Source organism: Streptomyces sp. SAT1 (genome assembly GCF_001654495.1).
GTDB lineage: Bacteria > Actinomycetota > Actinomycetes > Streptomycetales > Streptomycetaceae > Streptomyces > Streptomyces andamanensis.
This window is the reverse complement of record NZ_CP015849.1, coordinates 840,579-857,170: the sequence shown is the minus strand read 5'-3', so window position 1 is coordinate 857,170 and position 16,592 is coordinate 840,579. Positions and strand designations below refer to the sequence as shown.

18 protein-coding genes are annotated in these 16,592 nt (G+C 74.1%); 8 read left to right on the top strand and 10 right to left on the bottom strand.

Annotated features, from left to right (window positions below; genetic code table 11):
• Nucleotides 1–44 precede the first annotated feature (44 nt).
• Nucleotides 45–1,124 carry an NADH:flavin oxidoreductase/NADH oxidase gene (locus A8713_RS03670; protein ID WP_064537217.1) on the bottom strand — a complete coding sequence of 360 codons (1,080 nt, stop codon included), beginning with the start codon at nt 1,122–1,124 and terminating at the stop codon, nt 45–47.
• A gap of 90 nt (nt 1,125–1,214) precedes the next feature.
• Here A8713_RS03670 and A8713_RS03665 point away from each other — a divergent pair, with 90 nt between their 5' ends.
• Nucleotides 1,215–1,610: an ArsR/SmtB family transcription factor gene (locus A8713_RS03665; RefSeq protein ID WP_064531391.1), complete on the top strand. Its 396-nt coding sequence runs from the start codon at nt 1,215–1,217 to the stop codon at nt 1,608–1,610.
• A 60-nt stretch (nt 1,611–1,670) separates the two neighbouring features.
• Here the strand turns inward: A8713_RS03665 and A8713_RS03660 are convergent, their stop codons facing one another.
• Both A8713_RS03660 and A8713_RS03655 read right to left on the bottom strand, forming a co-directional pair.
• Nucleotides 1,671–2,387: a TetR/AcrR family transcriptional regulator gene (locus A8713_RS03660; RefSeq protein WP_064531390.1), complete on the bottom strand. Its 717-nt coding sequence runs from the start codon at nt 2,385–2,387 to the stop codon at nt 1,671–1,673.
• Between the two features lie 143 nt (nt 2,388–2,530).
• Entirely contained in the window at nt 2,531–3,268 is a 738-nt protein-coding gene (locus A8713_RS03655) for an NAD(P)-dependent oxidoreductase (RefSeq protein ID WP_064531389.1), read from the bottom strand.
• A gap of 130 nt (nt 3,269–3,398) precedes the next feature.
• Here A8713_RS03655 and A8713_RS03650 point away from each other — a divergent pair, with 130 nt between their 5' ends.
• Nucleotides 3,399–4,046 carry a TetR/AcrR family transcriptional regulator gene (locus A8713_RS03650; protein WP_064531388.1) on the top strand — a complete coding sequence of 216 codons (648 nt, stop codon included), beginning with the start codon at nt 3,399–3,401 and terminating at the stop codon, nt 4,044–4,046.
• 18 nt (nt 4,047–4,064) lie between these two features.
• Here the strand turns inward: A8713_RS03650 and A8713_RS03645 are convergent, their stop codons facing one another.
• The 4 genes from A8713_RS03645 to A8713_RS03630 all read right to left on the bottom strand — a co-directional run bounded on the left by A8713_RS03645 (nt 4,065) and on the right by A8713_RS03630 (nt 7,336).
• A complete protein-coding gene (locus A8713_RS03645; RefSeq protein ID WP_064531387.1) occupies nt 4,065–4,802 on the bottom strand; it encodes an HAD family hydrolase in 738 nt (245 codons plus the stop codon).
• The gene (locus tag A8713_RS03640; protein ID WP_443069696.1) at nt 4,799–5,524 is read right to left on the bottom strand and encodes a phosphatase PAP2 family protein; all 726 of its coding nucleotides are present in this window, start codon (nt 5,522–5,524) and stop codon (nt 4,799–4,801) included. Before A8713_RS03640 ends, A8713_RS03645 begins: the two co-directional genes overlap by 4 nt.
• A gap of 183 nt (nt 5,525–5,707) precedes the next feature.
• Entirely contained in the window at nt 5,708–6,643 is a 936-nt protein-coding gene (locus A8713_RS03635) for a M56 family metallopeptidase (RefSeq protein ID WP_064531385.1), read from the bottom strand.
• Nucleotides 6,644–6,742: 99 nt separating this feature from the next.
• Nucleotides 6,743–7,336: a DUF5134 domain-containing protein gene (locus A8713_RS03630; RefSeq protein WP_064531384.1), complete on the bottom strand. Its 594-nt coding sequence runs from the start codon at nt 7,334–7,336 to the stop codon at nt 6,743–6,745.
• Nucleotides 7,337–7,641: 305 nt separating this feature from the next.
• Between A8713_RS03630 and A8713_RS03625 the strand changes: the two genes are divergently transcribed.
• Nucleotides 7,642–9,264 carry an FUSC family protein gene (locus A8713_RS03625; RefSeq protein ID WP_064531383.1) on the top strand — a complete coding sequence of 541 codons (1,623 nt, stop codon included), beginning with the start codon at nt 7,642–7,644 and terminating at the stop codon, nt 9,262–9,264.
• Between the two features lie 299 nt (nt 9,265–9,563).
• On the top strand, nt 9,564–10,055 hold the full coding sequence (locus tag A8713_RS34065) for a MarR family winged helix-turn-helix transcriptional regulator (RefSeq protein ID WP_237305524.1): 492 nt from the start codon (nt 9,564–9,566) through the stop codon (nt 10,053–10,055).
• A 132-nt stretch (nt 10,056–10,187) separates the two neighbouring features.
• Here A8713_RS34065 and A8713_RS03615 read toward each other — a convergent pair whose 3' ends face one another.
• Nucleotides 10,188–10,991, bottom strand: coding sequence for a VOC family protein (locus A8713_RS03615; RefSeq protein ID WP_064531382.1), 804 nt, complete (start codon nt 10,989–10,991; stop codon nt 10,188–10,190).
• Nucleotides 10,992–11,118: 127 nt separating this feature from the next.
• A complete protein-coding gene (locus tag A8713_RS03610; RefSeq protein WP_064531381.1) occupies nt 11,119–11,511 on the bottom strand; it encodes a VOC family protein in 393 nt (130 codons plus the stop codon).
• Nucleotides 11,512–11,582: 71 nt separating this feature from the next.
• Here A8713_RS03610 and A8713_RS03605 point away from each other — a divergent pair, with 71 nt between their 5' ends.
• Complete coding sequence (locus A8713_RS03605; RefSeq protein WP_064531380.1) at nt 11,583–12,122, top strand: GNAT family N-acetyltransferase; 540 nt, start codon at nt 11,583–11,585, stop codon at nt 12,120–12,122.
• 8 nt (nt 12,123–12,130) lie between these two features.
• Here A8713_RS03605 and A8713_RS03600 read toward each other — a convergent pair whose 3' ends face one another.
• Nucleotides 12,131–12,814: a glycerophosphodiester phosphodiesterase gene (locus A8713_RS03600; protein ID WP_079158824.1), complete on the bottom strand. Its 684-nt coding sequence runs from the start codon at nt 12,812–12,814 to the stop codon at nt 12,131–12,133.
• Nucleotides 12,815–13,257: 443 nt separating this feature from the next.
• On the opposite strand from A8713_RS03600, the gene A8713_RS03595 reads away from it, so the two are divergent.
• The 3 genes from A8713_RS03595 to A8713_RS03585 are packed head-to-tail and all read left to right on the top strand — an operon-like array spanning nt 13,258 to nt 16,525.
• Complete coding sequence (locus A8713_RS03595) at nt 13,258–14,655, top strand: DUF6421 family protein (RefSeq protein WP_064531378.1); 1,398 nt, start codon at nt 13,258–13,260, stop codon at nt 14,653–14,655.
• A gap of 41 nt (nt 14,656–14,696) precedes the next feature.
• Nucleotides 14,697–15,455 carry an SDR family NAD(P)-dependent oxidoreductase gene (locus A8713_RS03590; protein WP_064531377.1) on the top strand — a complete coding sequence of 253 codons (759 nt, stop codon included), beginning with the start codon at nt 14,697–14,699 and terminating at the stop codon, nt 15,453–15,455.
• Nucleotides 15,452–16,525 (top strand): threonine aldolase family protein, encoded by a 1,074-nt coding sequence (locus tag A8713_RS03585; RefSeq protein ID WP_064531376.1) that lies wholly within the window; start codon nt 15,452–15,454, stop codon nt 16,523–16,525. The genes A8713_RS03590 and A8713_RS03585 overlap by 4 nt, the downstream gene beginning before the upstream one ends.
• The last annotated feature ends 67 nt before the right edge of the window (nt 16,526–16,592 follow it).

Below are 16,592 nucleotides of genomic sequence, written 5' to 3'. Positions count from 1 at the left end.
CGGGCCGCCGGGACAGTTCCCGGCGGCCCGCTCGGCACCGTCGCTCAGACGGAGCGGTGGTACTGGTCCGGCACATGCACCGGGGCGGCCAGCTCGCGGGCCGCCTGCCGGGCCCAGGACGGGCTGCGCAGCAGCTCGCGGCCGAGGAGCACCGCGTCCGCCTCGCCGTTGGCGACGATCTTCTCCGCCTGCTCCACCTCGGTGATCAGACCGACCGCGGCCACCGGCATCGGCGTCTCGGCCTTCACCCGGGCCGCGAACGGCACCTGGTAGCCGGGGCCGACCGGGATGCGGGCGGCGGAGGCGTTGCCGCCGGTGGAGACGTCCAGCAGATCGATGCCGTGGGCGTGCAGCTCGGCGGCGAGGCGGACCGTCTCGTCGGCCGTCCAGCCGCCCTCCTCCAGCCAGTCGGTCGCGGAGACGCGGAAGAACAGCGGCTTGTCGTCCGGCCACACCGCACGCACCGCGTCGACGACCTCCAGCGCGAAGCGCACCCGGTTCTCGTACGAGCCGCCGTAGGCGTCGGTGCGGTGGTTGGAGTGCGGCGAAAGGAACTCGTGGATCAGATAGCCGTGGGCGCCGTGCAGTTCGGCGATCTCGAAGCCGGCGGTCAGGGCCCGGCGCGCGGCCGCGGCGAACTGGCCGACGATCTCCCGGATCTGCTCGACGCTCAGCTCGTCCGGGACGGGATGCCCCTCGGCGAAGGGCACCGGGCTGGGCGCGACCGGCTGCCAGCCGTGCGCCTCGGGCCCGAGCGGCGCCCCGCCCTTCCACGGCCGCTCGGTCGACGCCTTGCGCCCGCTGTGCGCGAGCTGGATCGCCGGTACGGTGCCCTGGTCGCGCAGGAAGCCCGTGATCCGGCGGAACGCCTCGACCTGGGCGTCGTTCCAGATGCCGAGGTCGTAGGGGGAGATCCGGCCCTCGGGCGAGACGGCGGTGGCCTCCACGACGATCAGACCCGTGCCGCCGGCCGCGCGCGCCGCGTAGTGGGCGAAGTGCCAGTCGTTCGGCACGCCGGTCGCCGGGCCCTCGGGCGCGGCCGAGTACTGGCACATCGGAGGCATCCAGACCCGGTTGGGGATCGTCACTTCGCGCAGGGTGAAGGGCTCGAAGAGCGCGCTCACGGCGGACTCCATTCGTCACGGGACAGGGGGCAGGCTTGTACGGTAACGCTCGTAGTACGGCAACTGTCAAACTACGACGTGCATCGTAGGATGGGCAGCCCGTACGAAGTGGAGCCGCACGTGATCGCCATCGCCCCCGTTCCCGCCGCCGGCAGCCGCGACCTTCCGCATCCGGAGCGGGCGGAGATCCGTCTGGAGGGTGTGCTGCACGCGCTGTCCGAGCCCCTGCGGCTGCAGATCGTGCGGAAACTCGCCGCCGAGGGCGGCGAACTGTCCTGTTCGCACTTCGACCTGCCCGTCACCAAGTCGACCACCACACACCACTTCCGGGTGCTGCGCGAGGCGGGCGTGATCCGGCAGATCTACCGCGGCACGGCCAAGATGAACGGCCTGCGCCGCGACGACCTCGACCGCCTGTTCCCCGGTCTGCTCGACACCTTGCTCGACGCCGCCGCCCGCCAGGACGCCCGCCTCACCTCGGCCTGACCGCTCCGCACGCGGGGCGGAGCGGCTCCGGGCGCCCGGAGCCGGGGCGTCCGCGCGTCGTCACTCCGGGCGGTCCGGGAAGGGCTCCGGCCGGTCCGGAGACGGCTCCGGCTGTTCCGCCGGGGGCCGGCCGGTGGCGAAGAAGCGGGAGACGTCCGTGCCGCAGGGTCCGCCGGTCGCACCGGCGTCCGGGGAGAGGCCGAGGTCCCGGTCGAGCCGGTACCGCTCGAACAGCTCCGCGCGCAGCAGCGGCACGGGCATGGGGGCGCCGGGCACCAGTGCCGCGTAGACCGCGCCCATCAGCAGTGCGCGCAGCATCGGGTAGTCGGTGTCGGCGTTCGCCGAGCCGTGCCGGAGCACGGTGTCCCGCAGCAGGTGCGACAGGCGCTGCTGCTCGGGGCACTGCACGAAGCCCTCGGCCTGGAGGATCCCCGCCATGTGGTGGCGCATGAGGACGGGCCGGTCGCGGGCCAGGCCCAGGATCGCGTCGATGGCCCGCGCCATCCGCTCCGCGCCGTCCTCGGTGCGCGGCTCGCGCTCCAGCGCCTCCTCCAGCGTGCGGTGCATCAGGCGGTGCACCGCGGACTGGACCAGCTGCCGCTTGCCGGGGAAGTAGTACGAGACCAGACCGCGTGCGGAGCCGGCGCGGTCGGCGATGTCCCCGAGCGTCGTCGCGTCGTAGCCGCGCTCGCCCACCAGTTCGACGGCCGCCTGGAGAAGCCGTTCCCGGGAACGCCGTCGCAACTCTTCATTGACCGAGGCGCTGCGCGGGGACATCCTGTAACTCCTGCGTTGACTGGCTGCCAGCCAACTATACTCAACGCCAGCGCGCCGCCCCCTTCACGGGGTGCGGTCGGGCTGCCGCCCGTCTCGGGCGACGCGGGGGATCGTCCGAGACGGGCACACCTTCGCCCCATTGGTTACCTGGGGCTACTTTCCAGGGCCCGCTCCTCCGGCCGGCCGGCACCGGCGTTCTTCCGGATCTCACGCCAGATCATGCGGGGCACGTTCGGCCGCACCCGCGTGGTCGCCACCCCCATGGCGCGGCGCGAGTACCGGTCCTCGGACACCTGGGCGAGCATGCTCGCGGCCAGGTCGGAGCGGGCCGTGAAGACACCGTCCGCGCTGTCCTCGGCGAGCAGGTACGGCGTCGGCCCGGGATGGTCGAAGAGACCCGAAGGGCGCACGATCGTCCAGTCCGTGCGGCTCGCGCGCACCACCTCCTCCATCCGCCGCATGTCCTCGTGCGCGGTGCGGGCGATCACCCGGTTGACGTACGGATCGAGGACGTTGTTGAAGAAGAACGCCCCGCTCGGCCGCCAGCCGGGATCCAGGACGCTGGAACTGACGACCAGCAGCCGCCCGGCCCCGTGCCGTTCCATGGCGGCGGTCATGTGCCGGGCCGCCGTCGAGTAGAGGGTGACGGGACCCTTTCCGGGCGGGACGCCCAGCGCGGAGAGGACCGCGTCCTGACCGGCGACCACCTCGGCGACCGCCTCCGCGTCCCGGGCGTCCGCCGCGGTCACGGTCAGCCCCTCGCGGGCGGCTACGGCCTGCGGCCTGCGGGTCACCGCGGTGACCTCGTGCCCGGCGGCGAGGGCCTGGGTGAGCAGTTCGCGGCCGGTGGGGCCGCCGGCTCCGAAGACGGCGATACGCATGGGGATCTCCTCGGTGGGTGGTGGTGACGGGTGCCGGGTCCCGCTGGGCGGGGTCCGTCCGGGCGGCCCCCGCTCGAAGGCGCCCGGACGCCTTGACAGTGCCGTCCGGGCGGGCCGATATTCAACGCTGATGAATAAAACCCGCGGCCGCCCACGCGGCCGGCCCGCCACCAGGACCCGGATCGCCGAGGAGGCACGCGCCCTGTTCCTCGCCCGCGGCTACCAGGGCACGACGCTGCGCGCCGTCGCCGCCGCGGCGGACGTCGACGTCGCGCTCATCGGCTACCACTTCGGTTCGAAGCAGGGTCTGTTCGGCGAGGCGATGAATATCGACTGCGGCCGCTCGACCGCCGTCGCCCGCGCCCTGGAGGGCGATCCGGCGCACCTGGCGGAACGGCTCGTCGACGCCGTGACGGCGCTCTGGGAGGAACCGGAGGAGGGCGGCGCCGCCGGATTCGCGGCCCTGGAACCGGTGGCGATGCGCGACGAGGACGTCATGCGGGTGTTCCGGGAGTTCCTGGAGCGCGAGGTGCTCGGCCGGATCGCCGCGCACCTCGGCGGCCGGTACGCCACCGAGCGGGCCACGGCGGCGGTGGCGGTGCTCGGCGGCCTGATCTTCACCCGCTATCTGAACCCGCTGGGCCCCGTCGCCGCCCTGGACGCCGCCGCCGTACGGCGCGTCCTCGCCCCGCCCCTGCGGGCGGCCCTGTACGGCGGCCCGGCCCCGGCCGCCGTCCCCGAGCGCCCGCGGCCCGCACGCCTGCCGCGCACGGCCTGATCCGGTCGCCCGGCGCGCTCAGCCCGTCCGGTCGTGCGCCGGAGCGGCCGGGTCGGCCGGGGCGCGGTGGGGCACCAGGCCGAGCACCGGGAGCAGCGCGTCCGGGCGCTCCGCGACGGGCAGGTGGTCCACGAAGTGCACCGCGCAGCCCAGCGCCGCGGCGCCGCCGTCGGCCTCACGGCTGTCGCCCACCATCAGCACGTCCTGCGGCCGCGCGCCGAGCGCGGCGCAGGCCGTGGCGAACAGCCGCGGATCCGGCTTCTGGACGCCGTGCTCGTACGACAGGACGTACGTGCCGACGTAGGCGTCCAGGCCGTGCGCGCGGAACACCGGGCGCAGGTCCCAGCCGATGTTGCTCACCACGCCCACCGCGATGCCGCGCTCGCGCAGGGTGCGCAGCACCTCGCGCGCGTCCGGGTACGGAGCCCAGGCGGCCGGTGTCATGTGCCGCTCGTACAGGGCGTCGTGCAGCGCGGGGTCGGGCAGGGCCACCAGGCGGGACATGGCGGTGTAGGCGGCCCGGTGCCGGTCGGCGCTGCGGTCCCTCACGCCCCACAGCCCGGCCAGTTCCGCCGGGACCCGGACGGGCGGCGCGCCGCCCGGCAGCGCGCCCGCCTCCTCCAGGCCACGGGCGGCCTCGGCCAACTCCCGCTCGCCGAGGGTCTGACGGGCCTCCGCCAGCACCGCGCGCAGCCAGGATTCGGTGGACTCGGCGCGGAAGAGGGTCCCGGAGAAGTCGAACAGCACAGCGGTCATGAGGGTGATCTTCGCTCAATTTCCGCGCGCGGGCCACCCGTTGGGACGGCGCAGGCCGCCGCGACCACGGCGGCGCCGAGCAGCCAGCCGCCGAGGACGTCCGAGGGCCAGTGGACGCCCAGCCAGACGCGCGTCAGGCCGACACCCGCCACCGAGAGCACGGCCAGGGCCAGGGCGGCGCTCCACGGCCCGCGCCCGGTGCCGTACTGGTGAAGCAGCCGGAGGAACAGCCCGCAGACCACGGTCGCGGTCATCGCGTGGCCCGACGGGAAGGACGCGTACGCTGCGGAGTCCACCGGATCGGGCCAGACCGGCCGGTCCCGGCCCAGGGCCGCCTTGAGGCCCTGTTGCAGCAGGGCGCCCAGCGCGCAGGTGCACACCAGCCACGCCGCCGTCCGCCAGGCGGCGGCCCGCCGTACGAGCCACACCGCGACCACCGCGCACAGCAGGCGCAGGGTCAGCGGGTCCCACACCCAGTCGGTGAGGACGCGGCAGGCGCGGGTGACCCCCGGCTCGGCGACCGCCCGGCGGTGCGCGGCACGGGCCACGGCGCCGTCGAACGCGGTCAGGGGCCGCCACCGCAGGGCGACCAGCACCGCGGGCACCGCGGCGCACAGGCCCAGCACGGCCGCGAGGCGCGCGGCTGCCGCCCGCCGGACCGGGGGACAGCGCGACGGGCGCGGGGACGGTGAGGGAGGGGAGGGAACGGGGGCGGGGCGCATGACGCGATACTGGCCGCCCGGCGGCCGGTGAAACACCGGGCCGCCCGATGCCCCGCCCGCCCGATGCTCCGCCCGCCCGATGCTCCGCCCGCCCGATGCTCCGCCCGCCCGATGCTCCGCATATCCGGGCGCGGCACGCCCGGTCGGGGCCGGTCGCGGGCTGTGGCCCCGGTCGCGCGGGACTCAGCCCAGCGCCCGCAGCCCCGGTACCAGGGTGACCAGGACCGGCACCACCGGCACCAGCGCCGCCACCGCCGTCAGGCGCAGCCGGTGGGCGGCGGTGAGCCGGTCCGGGGGAGTGAGCAGCCGGTGCACCCGCTGCCGCACCTGGCCCCGCGGGGCGGGGCACGGGCCGAAGACGCCCCGGTGCTCGTTGAGTTCGACCAGGGCCAGAGCGGTGGTCAGCCGGCCGAAGCGGCGCGAGGCCATGTCGTCGGCGGCGAGTTCCACCAGGCGGTGCATCTCGTCCCGGAACGCGGCGAACACCGGCACCTGCGGAAAGCCGTCCGCCAGCGCCGCCGAGCAGTGCAGCAGCCAGTCGTGGCGGGCCCGCGCATGGCCCTGCTCATGGGCGAGCACGGCGTCCAGCTGTCGCCCTTTCAGACGGCGCAGCGCGGCGGTCGTGACGACCAGGCGGGGTGACGCGCCGGGCAGCCACCAGGCCTCCGGCCGCTCACCCTCCAGGACGACCAGCCGGCCCGTTCCGCTCTGCTCGCCGGGCAGCAGCGGTGCGCGGACGAGGAGTTCGGCCCGCCGGTGACGGCGCCGTGTCCGGGCCCGTACGACCTCGCGGACCAGCATCGCGGCGCTCCACACCCCACCGCAGGCGAGGGCCACCGCGGTCGTCGGCGCCCAGGCACCGGCCGCGCCCAGCGCGTACGCCTCCACCACCGCGCTCGGCGCCGTGGCGAAGACGTGCCCGCGCACCTCCTGCCACGCCGCGGCGGCGCTGAGCGTCATCGACAGCGCGCAGCACAGCAGGACGGCGGCCACCACGCACTGCCAGACCCACAGCGCGACCACCGGTTCCCGGTCCGGCCAGTCGGCTCGGGCGAGGAGCCGGGGCGCGGCGACGGCGAACAGCGCGCCGATCAGCAACAGGACCGCGGGGACCATCATGCGAGCACCCTATTGAGCGGACGGGCGCTCAGGGGGCGGCTCGCGCGGCAAAGTGACACAGGCCACGGAGCGGGACGGCCGGTGCTCCGCGCCCCGGTCTCACATCGTCAGCAGCATCGCCACCATCGCCATCCCCATCGACAGGCGGCAGACGCGCGCCAGTTCGGGCCGGTCGCCCCACCCCGGGCCACCGGGCGCCCCGGAACCGTGGCCGGTGCCCGTGCGTATGCCCGTGCCCTGGGGGCCCGCCACGGCCGGGACCAGGCGGGCGCCGCTGAGCAGGACGTATCCGGCGAAGTACAGCAGCAGGGCGCCGGTGAGGAGGGGGACGCCGGAGCCGCCGTGGGCGTGGTGGTGCCCCTGGGGGGCGGCGGCCATGGCCAGCGACATGTAGACCATCGCAGACGTCCCCACCAGGTGGTGCAGATGGTGCTGCGGGCCGGTCCGCGCCGCCCACAGGGCGCGCAGCGCCGCGACGCCGAAGACCGCCGCGTAGACCGGCCAGGCCCAGGCGGGCGGGGTGAACACGGCGGCGGGCACGGCCATGGCGGCCATGCCGAAGCCCATCAGCGCCTCACCGCCCGCCGAGCGGCGCTGCTCCTGGTCGGGGCTGCGCATGCGCAGCAGACAGTAGGCGCCGGTCGCCGCGCACAGCGCGACCAGCAGCCAGCCGGGCGAAGCCGGTGCGTGCACCCGCCCACCTCCCGCTCGAAGGTCCGGACCGCGGTTCGGCGGCCTTCCGCTCGGTCAAGCGATGCCCGGGGCACACGGTGCGCACACGAGCGCAAGGAGGTATGGGGGGAGCGTGCCCGGGAGCGCGCACGCCGGGCGCCCGGTCCTCCCGTCATATGCTTTACAGGTAAAACACCTGTTAAGGTTGTCTCATGAGCAGTGCGAACCCTTCCCCCGAGCCGAACCGCACCCCCACTCCTGCCCCCGCCACCTCAGCCCCGGATCCGGCTCCGGCCCGGAGCGCCCGGCGGCTCCCGCTCACCGGCGTGCTGCGGCTCGGCCGTCCGTCCGACATCTGGTTCAAGCCCGCACTCAGCTCGGTCGTCTCCGTCGCGCCGCCGAACCTCACGCTGCTCGCCCTCGGCCGGCTCGACCTGGCCATGTACACCATGGCCGGATCGCTGTGCGCCCTGTACGCCCACAACCGCCCCTACGCCGCCCGCGCCCGGGTCCTGGCCTGGGTGGTGCTCGGCATGGTCGGCGGCCTCGCCCTCTCCCTGGTCACCGCCTCGCTCACCCGCGACCCCGTCGTCCTGGTCGCGGTCGGCGCGCTCATGGCCGCCGCGCAGAAGGCCCTGTGCGACGCGACCCGGGTGGGCCCGCCCGGCAACGTGGTCCTGACCTTCATCAGCTCCGCGTCCCTGTTCGCCCCGCAGACGCTCGGCCAGGTCCCCGCCCACCTCGCGCTGGCCCTGGCCGCCGCTGCCTGGGCCTGGCTGGTCTGCATGGCGCCCGGCCTGCTGCGCCCGCACGGCCCGGAGCGCCGGGCCACCGCGCAGGCGCTGAACGCCGCCGCCGCGTACGCCGCCACCCGCGGCACCGGGGACGGCCACGCCCGCCTGCGCGCCGCGGCGGCCGCCGCCGTGCAGGCCGCCTGGCAGGCGCTGCCGGTCGCCGGGGCGCGGGCCGCCTCCCGGCGCGATCTCGCCCGGCTCGTCATCCGGGCCGAGGTCGCCCTCGCCGCGCCCGCCGACGCCGACCCGGAGCGGCTGCGGACCTGGGCGCGCGAGCTGTGCGGCAGCGGTCCGGTTCCGCGGGCCGGTGAGACGGCGGCGGCCACCGACGAACTCCTCGGCGTCCACGCCGAGGCCGGCGCCCCCCACCGCCCCTGGTGGAGCCGGCTCGGCCCGCTGGCACCCATCGCCGTGCGGACCGCGCTCGGCTGCGCGCTCGCCGGATACGCCTCCCTGGCCCTGGGCATCGGCCGCCCCTACTGGGCGCTGGTCACCGCCGCCTCCCTCTACCAGGCCAACGTCATGCTCACCTGGAGCCGCGGTGTGCAGCGGGTCGTCGGCAACCTCGTCGGCGTCCTCGTCTTCGCCGCGCTCGTCCCGCTCGCCCACACGGGCGGCCTGGCCCTCGTCCTGGTCTGCGTGGCCCTCAACTTCGGCGCCGAGGCGCTGATGGGCCGCAACTACTGGCTCGGCAGCATCTGCGTGACCCCCATGGCGCTGCTCGTCACCGAGTTCGCCGGACAGCATCCGGCGGGGGAGCTGATGACCGAGCGGGCCGTGGACACCGTCGTCGGCGCCCTGGTCGGCTTCGTGGCCGCCGTCGCCGTCACCAACCGCCGGGCGGGGGACCGGGTCGGAGACGCGCTGACCGCCGTGGACCGGGCCCGCGAGAGGGCCGCGCGCCTGCTCGCCGAACCGCGGCCCGACCGGACGGCCCTGGAGTCCGCCCGCCGGTCCCTGGCCGCCGCGCTGGTCGAACTGCGCGCCACCGCCGACGCCGCCGCCGGGGAGTGGTGGCAGCGCGCGCTGCCCCAGGAGCGGGTCGTGCTCACCGAGCAGTCCGCACACCGTACGCTCGCCGCGACGGTACGACGCCTGGGGCTGCATGCCCCGGTGACGAGCACGGGCAGGACGACGGAGGACGCACGGCCATGACGGCGAGCAACGGACGACCGGTACCCACGGCGGCGGGGGCCGGCGACACGCCCCACGGCCGGGAGCACCCGGACTCCACCGGACGGACGGGCTCCATCGGGCGGACGGACTCCACCGGGCGGACAGATCCACCGGCGCCGGAGCTGTACCCGGCGCCGCAGGAGCCCCCGGAGCCGTCCGCCGAGCCGTCGGCCGTCCTGCCCGCCGAGCCGGCCGGTGCTCCAGCGGCGGCCGATGATCCAGAGGCGGACGCGGCGGACGCGGCAGCCGCCGCTGCCGGACCCGCCCCGGACGACACCGTGGCCGGTGTCGTCCGGCAGTGGCGGGCCGTCCACCCCGAGCTGGACACGGCCCCGATGGAGATCATCGGCCGTATCAACCGCTGCTCCGCGCTCCTCCAGCAGGCGGAGGACGCCCCCCTGCGCCGGGCGGGGCTGAGCCGGCCCGAGTTCGACCTGCTGGGCGCGCTGCGCCGGACCGGCCACGAACTGACCCCGAGCGAGCTGGCCCGCGAGACCTTCTCCTCGGGGGCGGCCGTGACCAAGCGGCTCAAACAGCTCACCGAACGCGGCCTGGTCGAGCGGCGCGGCGACACCCGTGACCGCCGCGTCGCCCATCTGCGCCTCACCGAGGCCGGCCGGGACCTCGTGGACGGCCTGCTGCCGGACCAGCTCGCCTACGAGAGGACCGTGCTCGCCGGACTCGACACCGGAGACCGCGGCGATCTGGCCGCACTGCTGGGCGAACTCCTCACCCGTCTGGAGGGCCGCCCCGGCGCCGCCCGCTTCTGACTGAGCACCGCCGCACCGCCGCACACCGCCGCACCGGCCTCCGCCCCCGCCCCCGGCCGCCCGGCTGCCCCCGCCCCCCGCGGCCGCCCCCCTCCCCGCGACCGCCCCGGCCGCGCCCGGCCCGCCGTCGCCTCAGCCCCCGGCGGCGGGCCGGGTCCCGGTCTCCTCGTCGGTCCCGTCCTCGGTCTGGTAGACGCCGAGGGCCGCGCCCTGCGGGTCGCACAGGACGGCCATGCGGGGCCCGTGCGGGACCGAGACCGGCTCCTGGAGGAGGCGGGCCCCCGCGCGGGCCGCGACCTCGGCGGTGGCGTCGACGTCCTCGGCGGCGAAGTAGGGCAGCCACTGCGGCGGCACGTCGGAGGGGAAGCGCTCGTGCAGCGCGGTCACCCCGCCGAAGTCCATGCCGTGCATGCCCCACTGCGTGTACCACTCCGAGGCGTTGACGCTCCAGCCGAACACACCGGTGTAGAAGTCCCGGGCCCGCTTGACGTCCCGGGTCGCCAGCTCGACCCAGCCCAGCGCGCCGGGCCGGTTGAACACCGCGGCACCGGCGAACTCCTTGGCCTGCCAGAGCTGGAAGGCGGCGCCGGACGGGTCGAGGGCCACCGTGCGGCGGCCCTCGTCGAAGATGTCCATCGGTCCGCGGATCACCGTGCCCCCGGCGTCCACCACCCGGTTCGTTGCCGCGTCGTCGTCGGCGACGGCGAACGAGACGTTCCAGGCGACCGGCTGGGTGGGCCGGTACAGCGGGCCGATCCCGGCCACCGCCGCGCCCCCCAGGCGCGCGACGGTGTAGCCCCGCAGCTCGGGCCGGGGGTCCGGCGCGGCGCAGTGCCAGCCGAACACCTCGCCGTAGAACCGCTTGGCCGCCTCCAGATCGCTGGTCCCCAGCTCCGCCCAGCAGGGGCCGCCGATCACCGGCTTGTCGAACTCCATGGCACTCCTCCGGGAAGGCTCGCCCCCACCACCAGAACGCTATCCCCGGTCACCGACGGTGGCCAGCGGGAGCCGTACGGCCGGGGACGGCCTGGGGCGCCGCCGGGCGCCGGGGCGGGCGTCCGGCTCAGATGGCCGGCCGGTAGCGCAGCGGGTGCTCGGCGGGGACCTCGACGAGCACGACGGGCACGCCGTCCGGATCGGCGATCCACATCTCGATCAGCCCCCACGGCTCGCGCACCGGCGGACGGACGATCTCCACCCCCGCCGCCCGCAGCTCGGCGTGGGCGGCGTCCAGGTCCTCGACCTGGAGCCACAGCCGCACGGCGGTGGACGGCGGCACCTCGGAGCGCCCCGACAGCTCCAGGAAGCCGCCCCCGAGGAAGTACACGGTGCCGCGCTCGGGGCCGGTACCGAACTCACGGTGGACGGCGAGGCCCAGCCGCTCGCCGTAGAAGACGCGGGAACGCTCGGGGTCCGTGGGCCGGATCAGTACCCGGCTGCTGAGTACATGCACCATGCGGCGCACCCTAGCCACAGAGATACCCTCGGTGCTGCCCCACCGCGCCAGAGATCCCGAGAGGCCCCTCCATGGACACCGCCGCCACCGCACCGGTCTTCCGCGACGCCACCGACGCCGATGTCGAGGCCCTGGTGGCACTGATCGAGTCGGCGTACCGGGGAGATGCGAGCCGGGCCGGGTGGACCACCGAGGCCGACATCCTGCACGGGCAGCGCACCGACCCCCGGGGCGTGCTGGACGTGATCGAGTCGCCCGACAGCAGGCTGCTGACGGTGGAGCGGGACGGCCGCGTGGTCGCCTGCTGCCAGCTGGAGCACCGCGGCGACCACGCCTACTTCGGCATGTTCGCGGTCAGCCCGGCCCTCCAGGGCGCGGGCCTCGGCAAGCTGATCATCGCGGAGGCGGAACGGCAGGTCCGCGAGGCGTGGGGCGTCACGGAGATGCACATGACGGTGATCTCGGTGCGCGAGGACCTGATCGCCTGGTACGAACGGCGCGGCTACCGCCGTACGGGACGGATGAGCCCCTTCCCGTACGGCGACGAGCGCTTCGGGGTGCCGCAGCGCGCCGACCTCCGCTTCGAGCTGCTGGTCAAGCCGCTCGGGTAGCGGGCGCGCTACGCGGTGAAGCGGCCGGTGCGCTTGATCTCCGGGAAGTCGGTGGTCGCGCCGTCCAGCTCCAGTGCGCGGACCAGGCGGAGGTGGTCGGTGGTGTTCACCACCCAGCCGATGATCCGCAGGCCGGCCGCGCGGGCGTGCTCGACGACCTCCAGGGTGAGCCTGCGGATGTTCAGCACGAGGGTGCCCGCGCCGGCCCCGACCGCGCGTTCGACGACCTCGGTGCCGTAGTGGTCGGCGACCAGGGCGGTGCGGACGCCGGGGACCAGCCGGGTGATCTCGCGGAGGGCCTCGTCGTGGAAGGACAGCACCTCGACCCGGGCGACCAGGTCGCGGCGGCGCATCACCTCCGCGAGCGCCTTCGCCGCCGCCACGTCCTTGATCTCGGCCTGCAACGGCGCCCGTACGGCGTCGAGCACCTCCTCGAACAGCGGGATCCGCTCGCCGCGGCCCGCGTCCAGCGCGCGCAGCTCGGCCAGGGTCTTGTCGGCGATCGGGCCGCTGCCGTCCGTCGTGCGGTCCACGTCGGCGTCGTGCATGACGACGAGGGCGCCGTCCTTGCTCAGGTGCAGATCGAGTTCGATGGCGTCGAGGCCGGCCTGCTGGGCGGCGACGAACGAACGGAGGGTGTTCTCGGGCTCCACACCCATGATCCCGCGGTGACCGATGGTAAGGAAGTTCAAGGTTCAACTCGCTTCCGTCGACGGCGGCTCGGCTCGCCCGCGGACCTCAGGGACCTCGTCGTCCACGCGGCAGTGCCGCAGCCTAACGGTCCGGAGTCGGGTTGAACCCCTGCGTACACGGAGCAGTGGGGTGACGGCCGGGCGGCGCCGGGGCCGTGCCCCCTGGCGCGGTCACCCGGGCGTGGGCGAGTCCCGGTCGCGTTGACCGGGGAGGGCCCCCGGCGGCACCGCCGCCCGTGCGTGGCGGGAAACCGCCGTACCGCCGACCGGGGGTGGCATCACTCGATCGACCTACGGGAAGTAGCCGCCATACGGGTGCCGGGCAGGAAAATAGTCGGTGAGAATGCGCGCCCGCAGGATAATTTTCGGAGGCTGCCCTTGCTGGAAGAAAGCTCATATGTATACGGTCTTCTTACGCGAGCTTCTCCCGTGGAGGGTGGGTCATGACGGAAATTCTTGTGCAGGTGGGTCCGGAGGGGCAGGTTCCTCCGGCGAGCAGGGTGATCGAGCACCCGGCGTGGCCCGTGCTCAAGGATGCCGTGGAGCAGATCCGGCCATGGCAGTCGAAGGACGGATCGATCGACTTCGAGGCCGAGGGAGCGCCCGCGCGCGAGGACGCCGAGGCGGCCGTGGCGCGTGTGTGCGACGCCGTGACGGAGCTGTCCGCCCTGCTGCCGCACGACGCCGACTACCACCGGGCGCTCGTCGCCGATCTGCGCCGCTGGGCCGACGGCGGCTTCGAGGTGCCCGACTTCCTCGACTCCCTGCTGGCCTTCCAGCCGGCCGCGCACCGCGTGGACGGACTCCAGCATCTGGTCGTCTTCGCGATGTACACGCAGAACGGCAACCCGGACCGCAATCTGGAGGCGGTCGTGCTGCGGATGGTCTGGCCGGACTGGCTGGCCGAGCTGGAGCGCACCCGGTACGACAACCCGCTCTTCTGCGGCATCACGTTCGAGGACTTCACGGCGGGCTACGACACCAACTCCGCCGTGCTCTTCCCCGAGACGATCGCCGTGCGCGAGGCGCCGGAACGATTCTCCTGGGGTGGCATCTTCTGCGACCGGGAGGCCGCCCGCTTCCGCCGCGTGACCGCCGCCGCCGTGGACCTGCTGGGCCTGAGGCTGCCCGAGGACATCGCCGCCATGGTCCACGACCAGAAGCGCTGCGAGGAGGCGTTCGTCCTGTGGGACATGGTCCACGACCGCACCCACAGCCACGGCGACCTGCCCTTCGACCCGTTCATGATCAAGCAGCGCCAGCCGTTCTGGATGTACGGTCTGGAGGAGCTGCGCTGCGACCTCACCGCCTTCAAGGAGGCCGTGAAGCTGGAGCAGGACGGCGTCGGTCAGGCCCGTGACGTGCAGTACGCGGTGCTCTTCGACCGGATGTTCCGCTTCCCGGTCACCGGCGAGCGCGTCCGCAACTACGACGGCCTCGGCGGCCAGCTGCTCTTCGCCTATCTGCACAAGCACGACGTGGTCCGCTGGACGGACAACAAGCTCGCCATCGACTGGGAGCGCGCCCCGCAGGTCACCAACCAGCTGTGCGCCGAGATCGAGACGCTCTACCGCGACGGCATAGACCGCCCGAAGCTGGTGCACTGGTTCGCCGGGTACGAGCTGGTCTCCCGCTATCTCGCCCCGCACCCCGGCTCCAAGTGGGCCAAGGGCCCCGACGCCCTCGACCTGAGCCTGCCGCCGCGCAAGCTCGTCGATGACGTGCTTCCGGACGAGTTTCCGCTCAGCATGTTCTACGAGGCACTGTCCAAGAAGCTGAAGAACGTGATCGCCTCCACCAAGGGGATCACGGCGGACGGCACCGAGCAGGTCGCCGCGTGAGCGACCGCGTCCAGAACACTGCTGCTACGGAGGCGAAGAAGATGGCGGGCAACGGGGCTCTCAGCGGTGCGGTGATCGCGGTGGCCGGCGCGGGCGGACCCGCCGGCCGGGCGACGCTGCTCAGGCTCGCCGAGGCGGGCGCCACCGTCGTCGGGGCGGACAACGACCCCGAGCGGCTCTCCGAGGCCGTGGACGCCGCGCGCTACGCCTCCGGCGGGGCCAGCGTCACCGGCGACACGGTCGACCTGCTCGACCTCCAGTCCACCCGGGAGTGGGCCGCGCACGTCGAGAAGGACTTCGGCCGCGTCGACGGCCTGGTCCATCTCGTCGGCGGCTGGCGCGGCAGCGAGACCTTCACCAAGACCAGCCTGGACGACTGGGACTTCCTGGAGCTGCTGCTCGTCAAGACGGTGCAGCACACCTCCCTGGCCTTCCACGAGGCGCTCCAGCGCAGCGACCGCGGGCGGTATCTGCTGATCAGCGCCGCGGGTGCCAGCAAGCCCACGGCGGGCAACGCCGCGTACTCCGCCGCCAAGGCCGCCGCCGAGGCGTGGACGCTGGCCATGGCCGACTACTTCCGCAAGGCCGGGAAGGCGGAGGGCGCCGAAGGGCCCACGTCGGCGGCTGCGATCCTGGTGGTGAAGGCGTTGGTGCACGACGCGATGCGCGCCGAGCGGCCCAACGCGAAGTTCGCGGGCTTCACGGACGTCAAGGACCTGGCCGAGGCCATCACCGACGTCTGGAGCAAGTCCGCCGCGGAAGTGAACGGAAAACGTCTGTGGCTGACCGAGCAGCCGTGAACCCTGCCAAGACCGACGCGCGCCGCCACCACGACCCGGAGGTCCGCGGCTTCGCCAGCGACAACTACGCCGGGGTGCACCCGGAGGTGCTCGCCGCCCTGGCCCTGGCCAACGGCGGCCACCAGGTCGCGTACGGCGAGGACGACTACACCGGGAACCTCCAGCGCGTCGTGCGCGGCCACTTCGGCGCCGGCGCCGAGGCGTTCCCCGTCTTCAACGGGACCGGCGCCAACGTCGTCGCGCTCCAGGCGGTCACCGACCGCTGGGGCGCGGTGATCTGCGCGGACAGCGCGCACATCCACGTCGACGAGGGCGGCGCCCCCGAGCGCATGGGCGGCCTCAAGCTGCTCACCGTGCCCACCCCCGACGGCAAGCTCACCCCCGAGCTGATCGACCGGCAGGCGTACGGCTGGGAGGACGAGCACCGCGCGATGCCGCAGGTCGTCTCGATCACCCAGAGCACGGAGCTGGGCACCCTCTACACGCCCGGGGAGATCCGCGCGATCTGCGAGCACGCCCACGCCCACGGCATGACCGTGCACCTGGACGGCTCCCGGATAGCCAACGCCGCCGCCTCCCTGGACGTCCCGATGCGGACCTTCACCAACGCGGTCGGCGTCGACATCCTCTCGCTGGGCGGGACGAAGAACGGCGCCATGTTCGGCGAGGCGGTCGTCGTCCTCAACCAGGACGCCGTGCGCCGGATGAAGCACATCCGCAAGATGAGCATGCAGCTCGCCTCGAAGATGCGCTTCGTCTCGGTGCAGCTGGAGGCCCTGCTCGCCAAGGACCTGTGGCTGCGCAACGCCCGGCACGCCAACGAGATGGCCCAGCGGCTCGCGGAGGGCGTGCGCGCGGTGCACGGCGTGGAGGTCCTCTACCCGGTGCAGGCCAACGGCGTCTTCGCCAAGCTGCCCCACGACGTGAGCGAACGGCTCCAGAAGAGGTTCCGCTTCTACTTCTGGGACGAGACCGAGGGTGTCGTGCGCTGGATGTGCTCGTTCGACACCACGGAGGACGACGTGGACGCGTTCCTCGCCGCGCTGAAGGAAGAGATGGCGCGCGGCTGACAGGGGCGGTCAGGACCGCTCAGTATCTGCATAGTTATGCGATCATTCGTAAAGTCATTGACTGTCG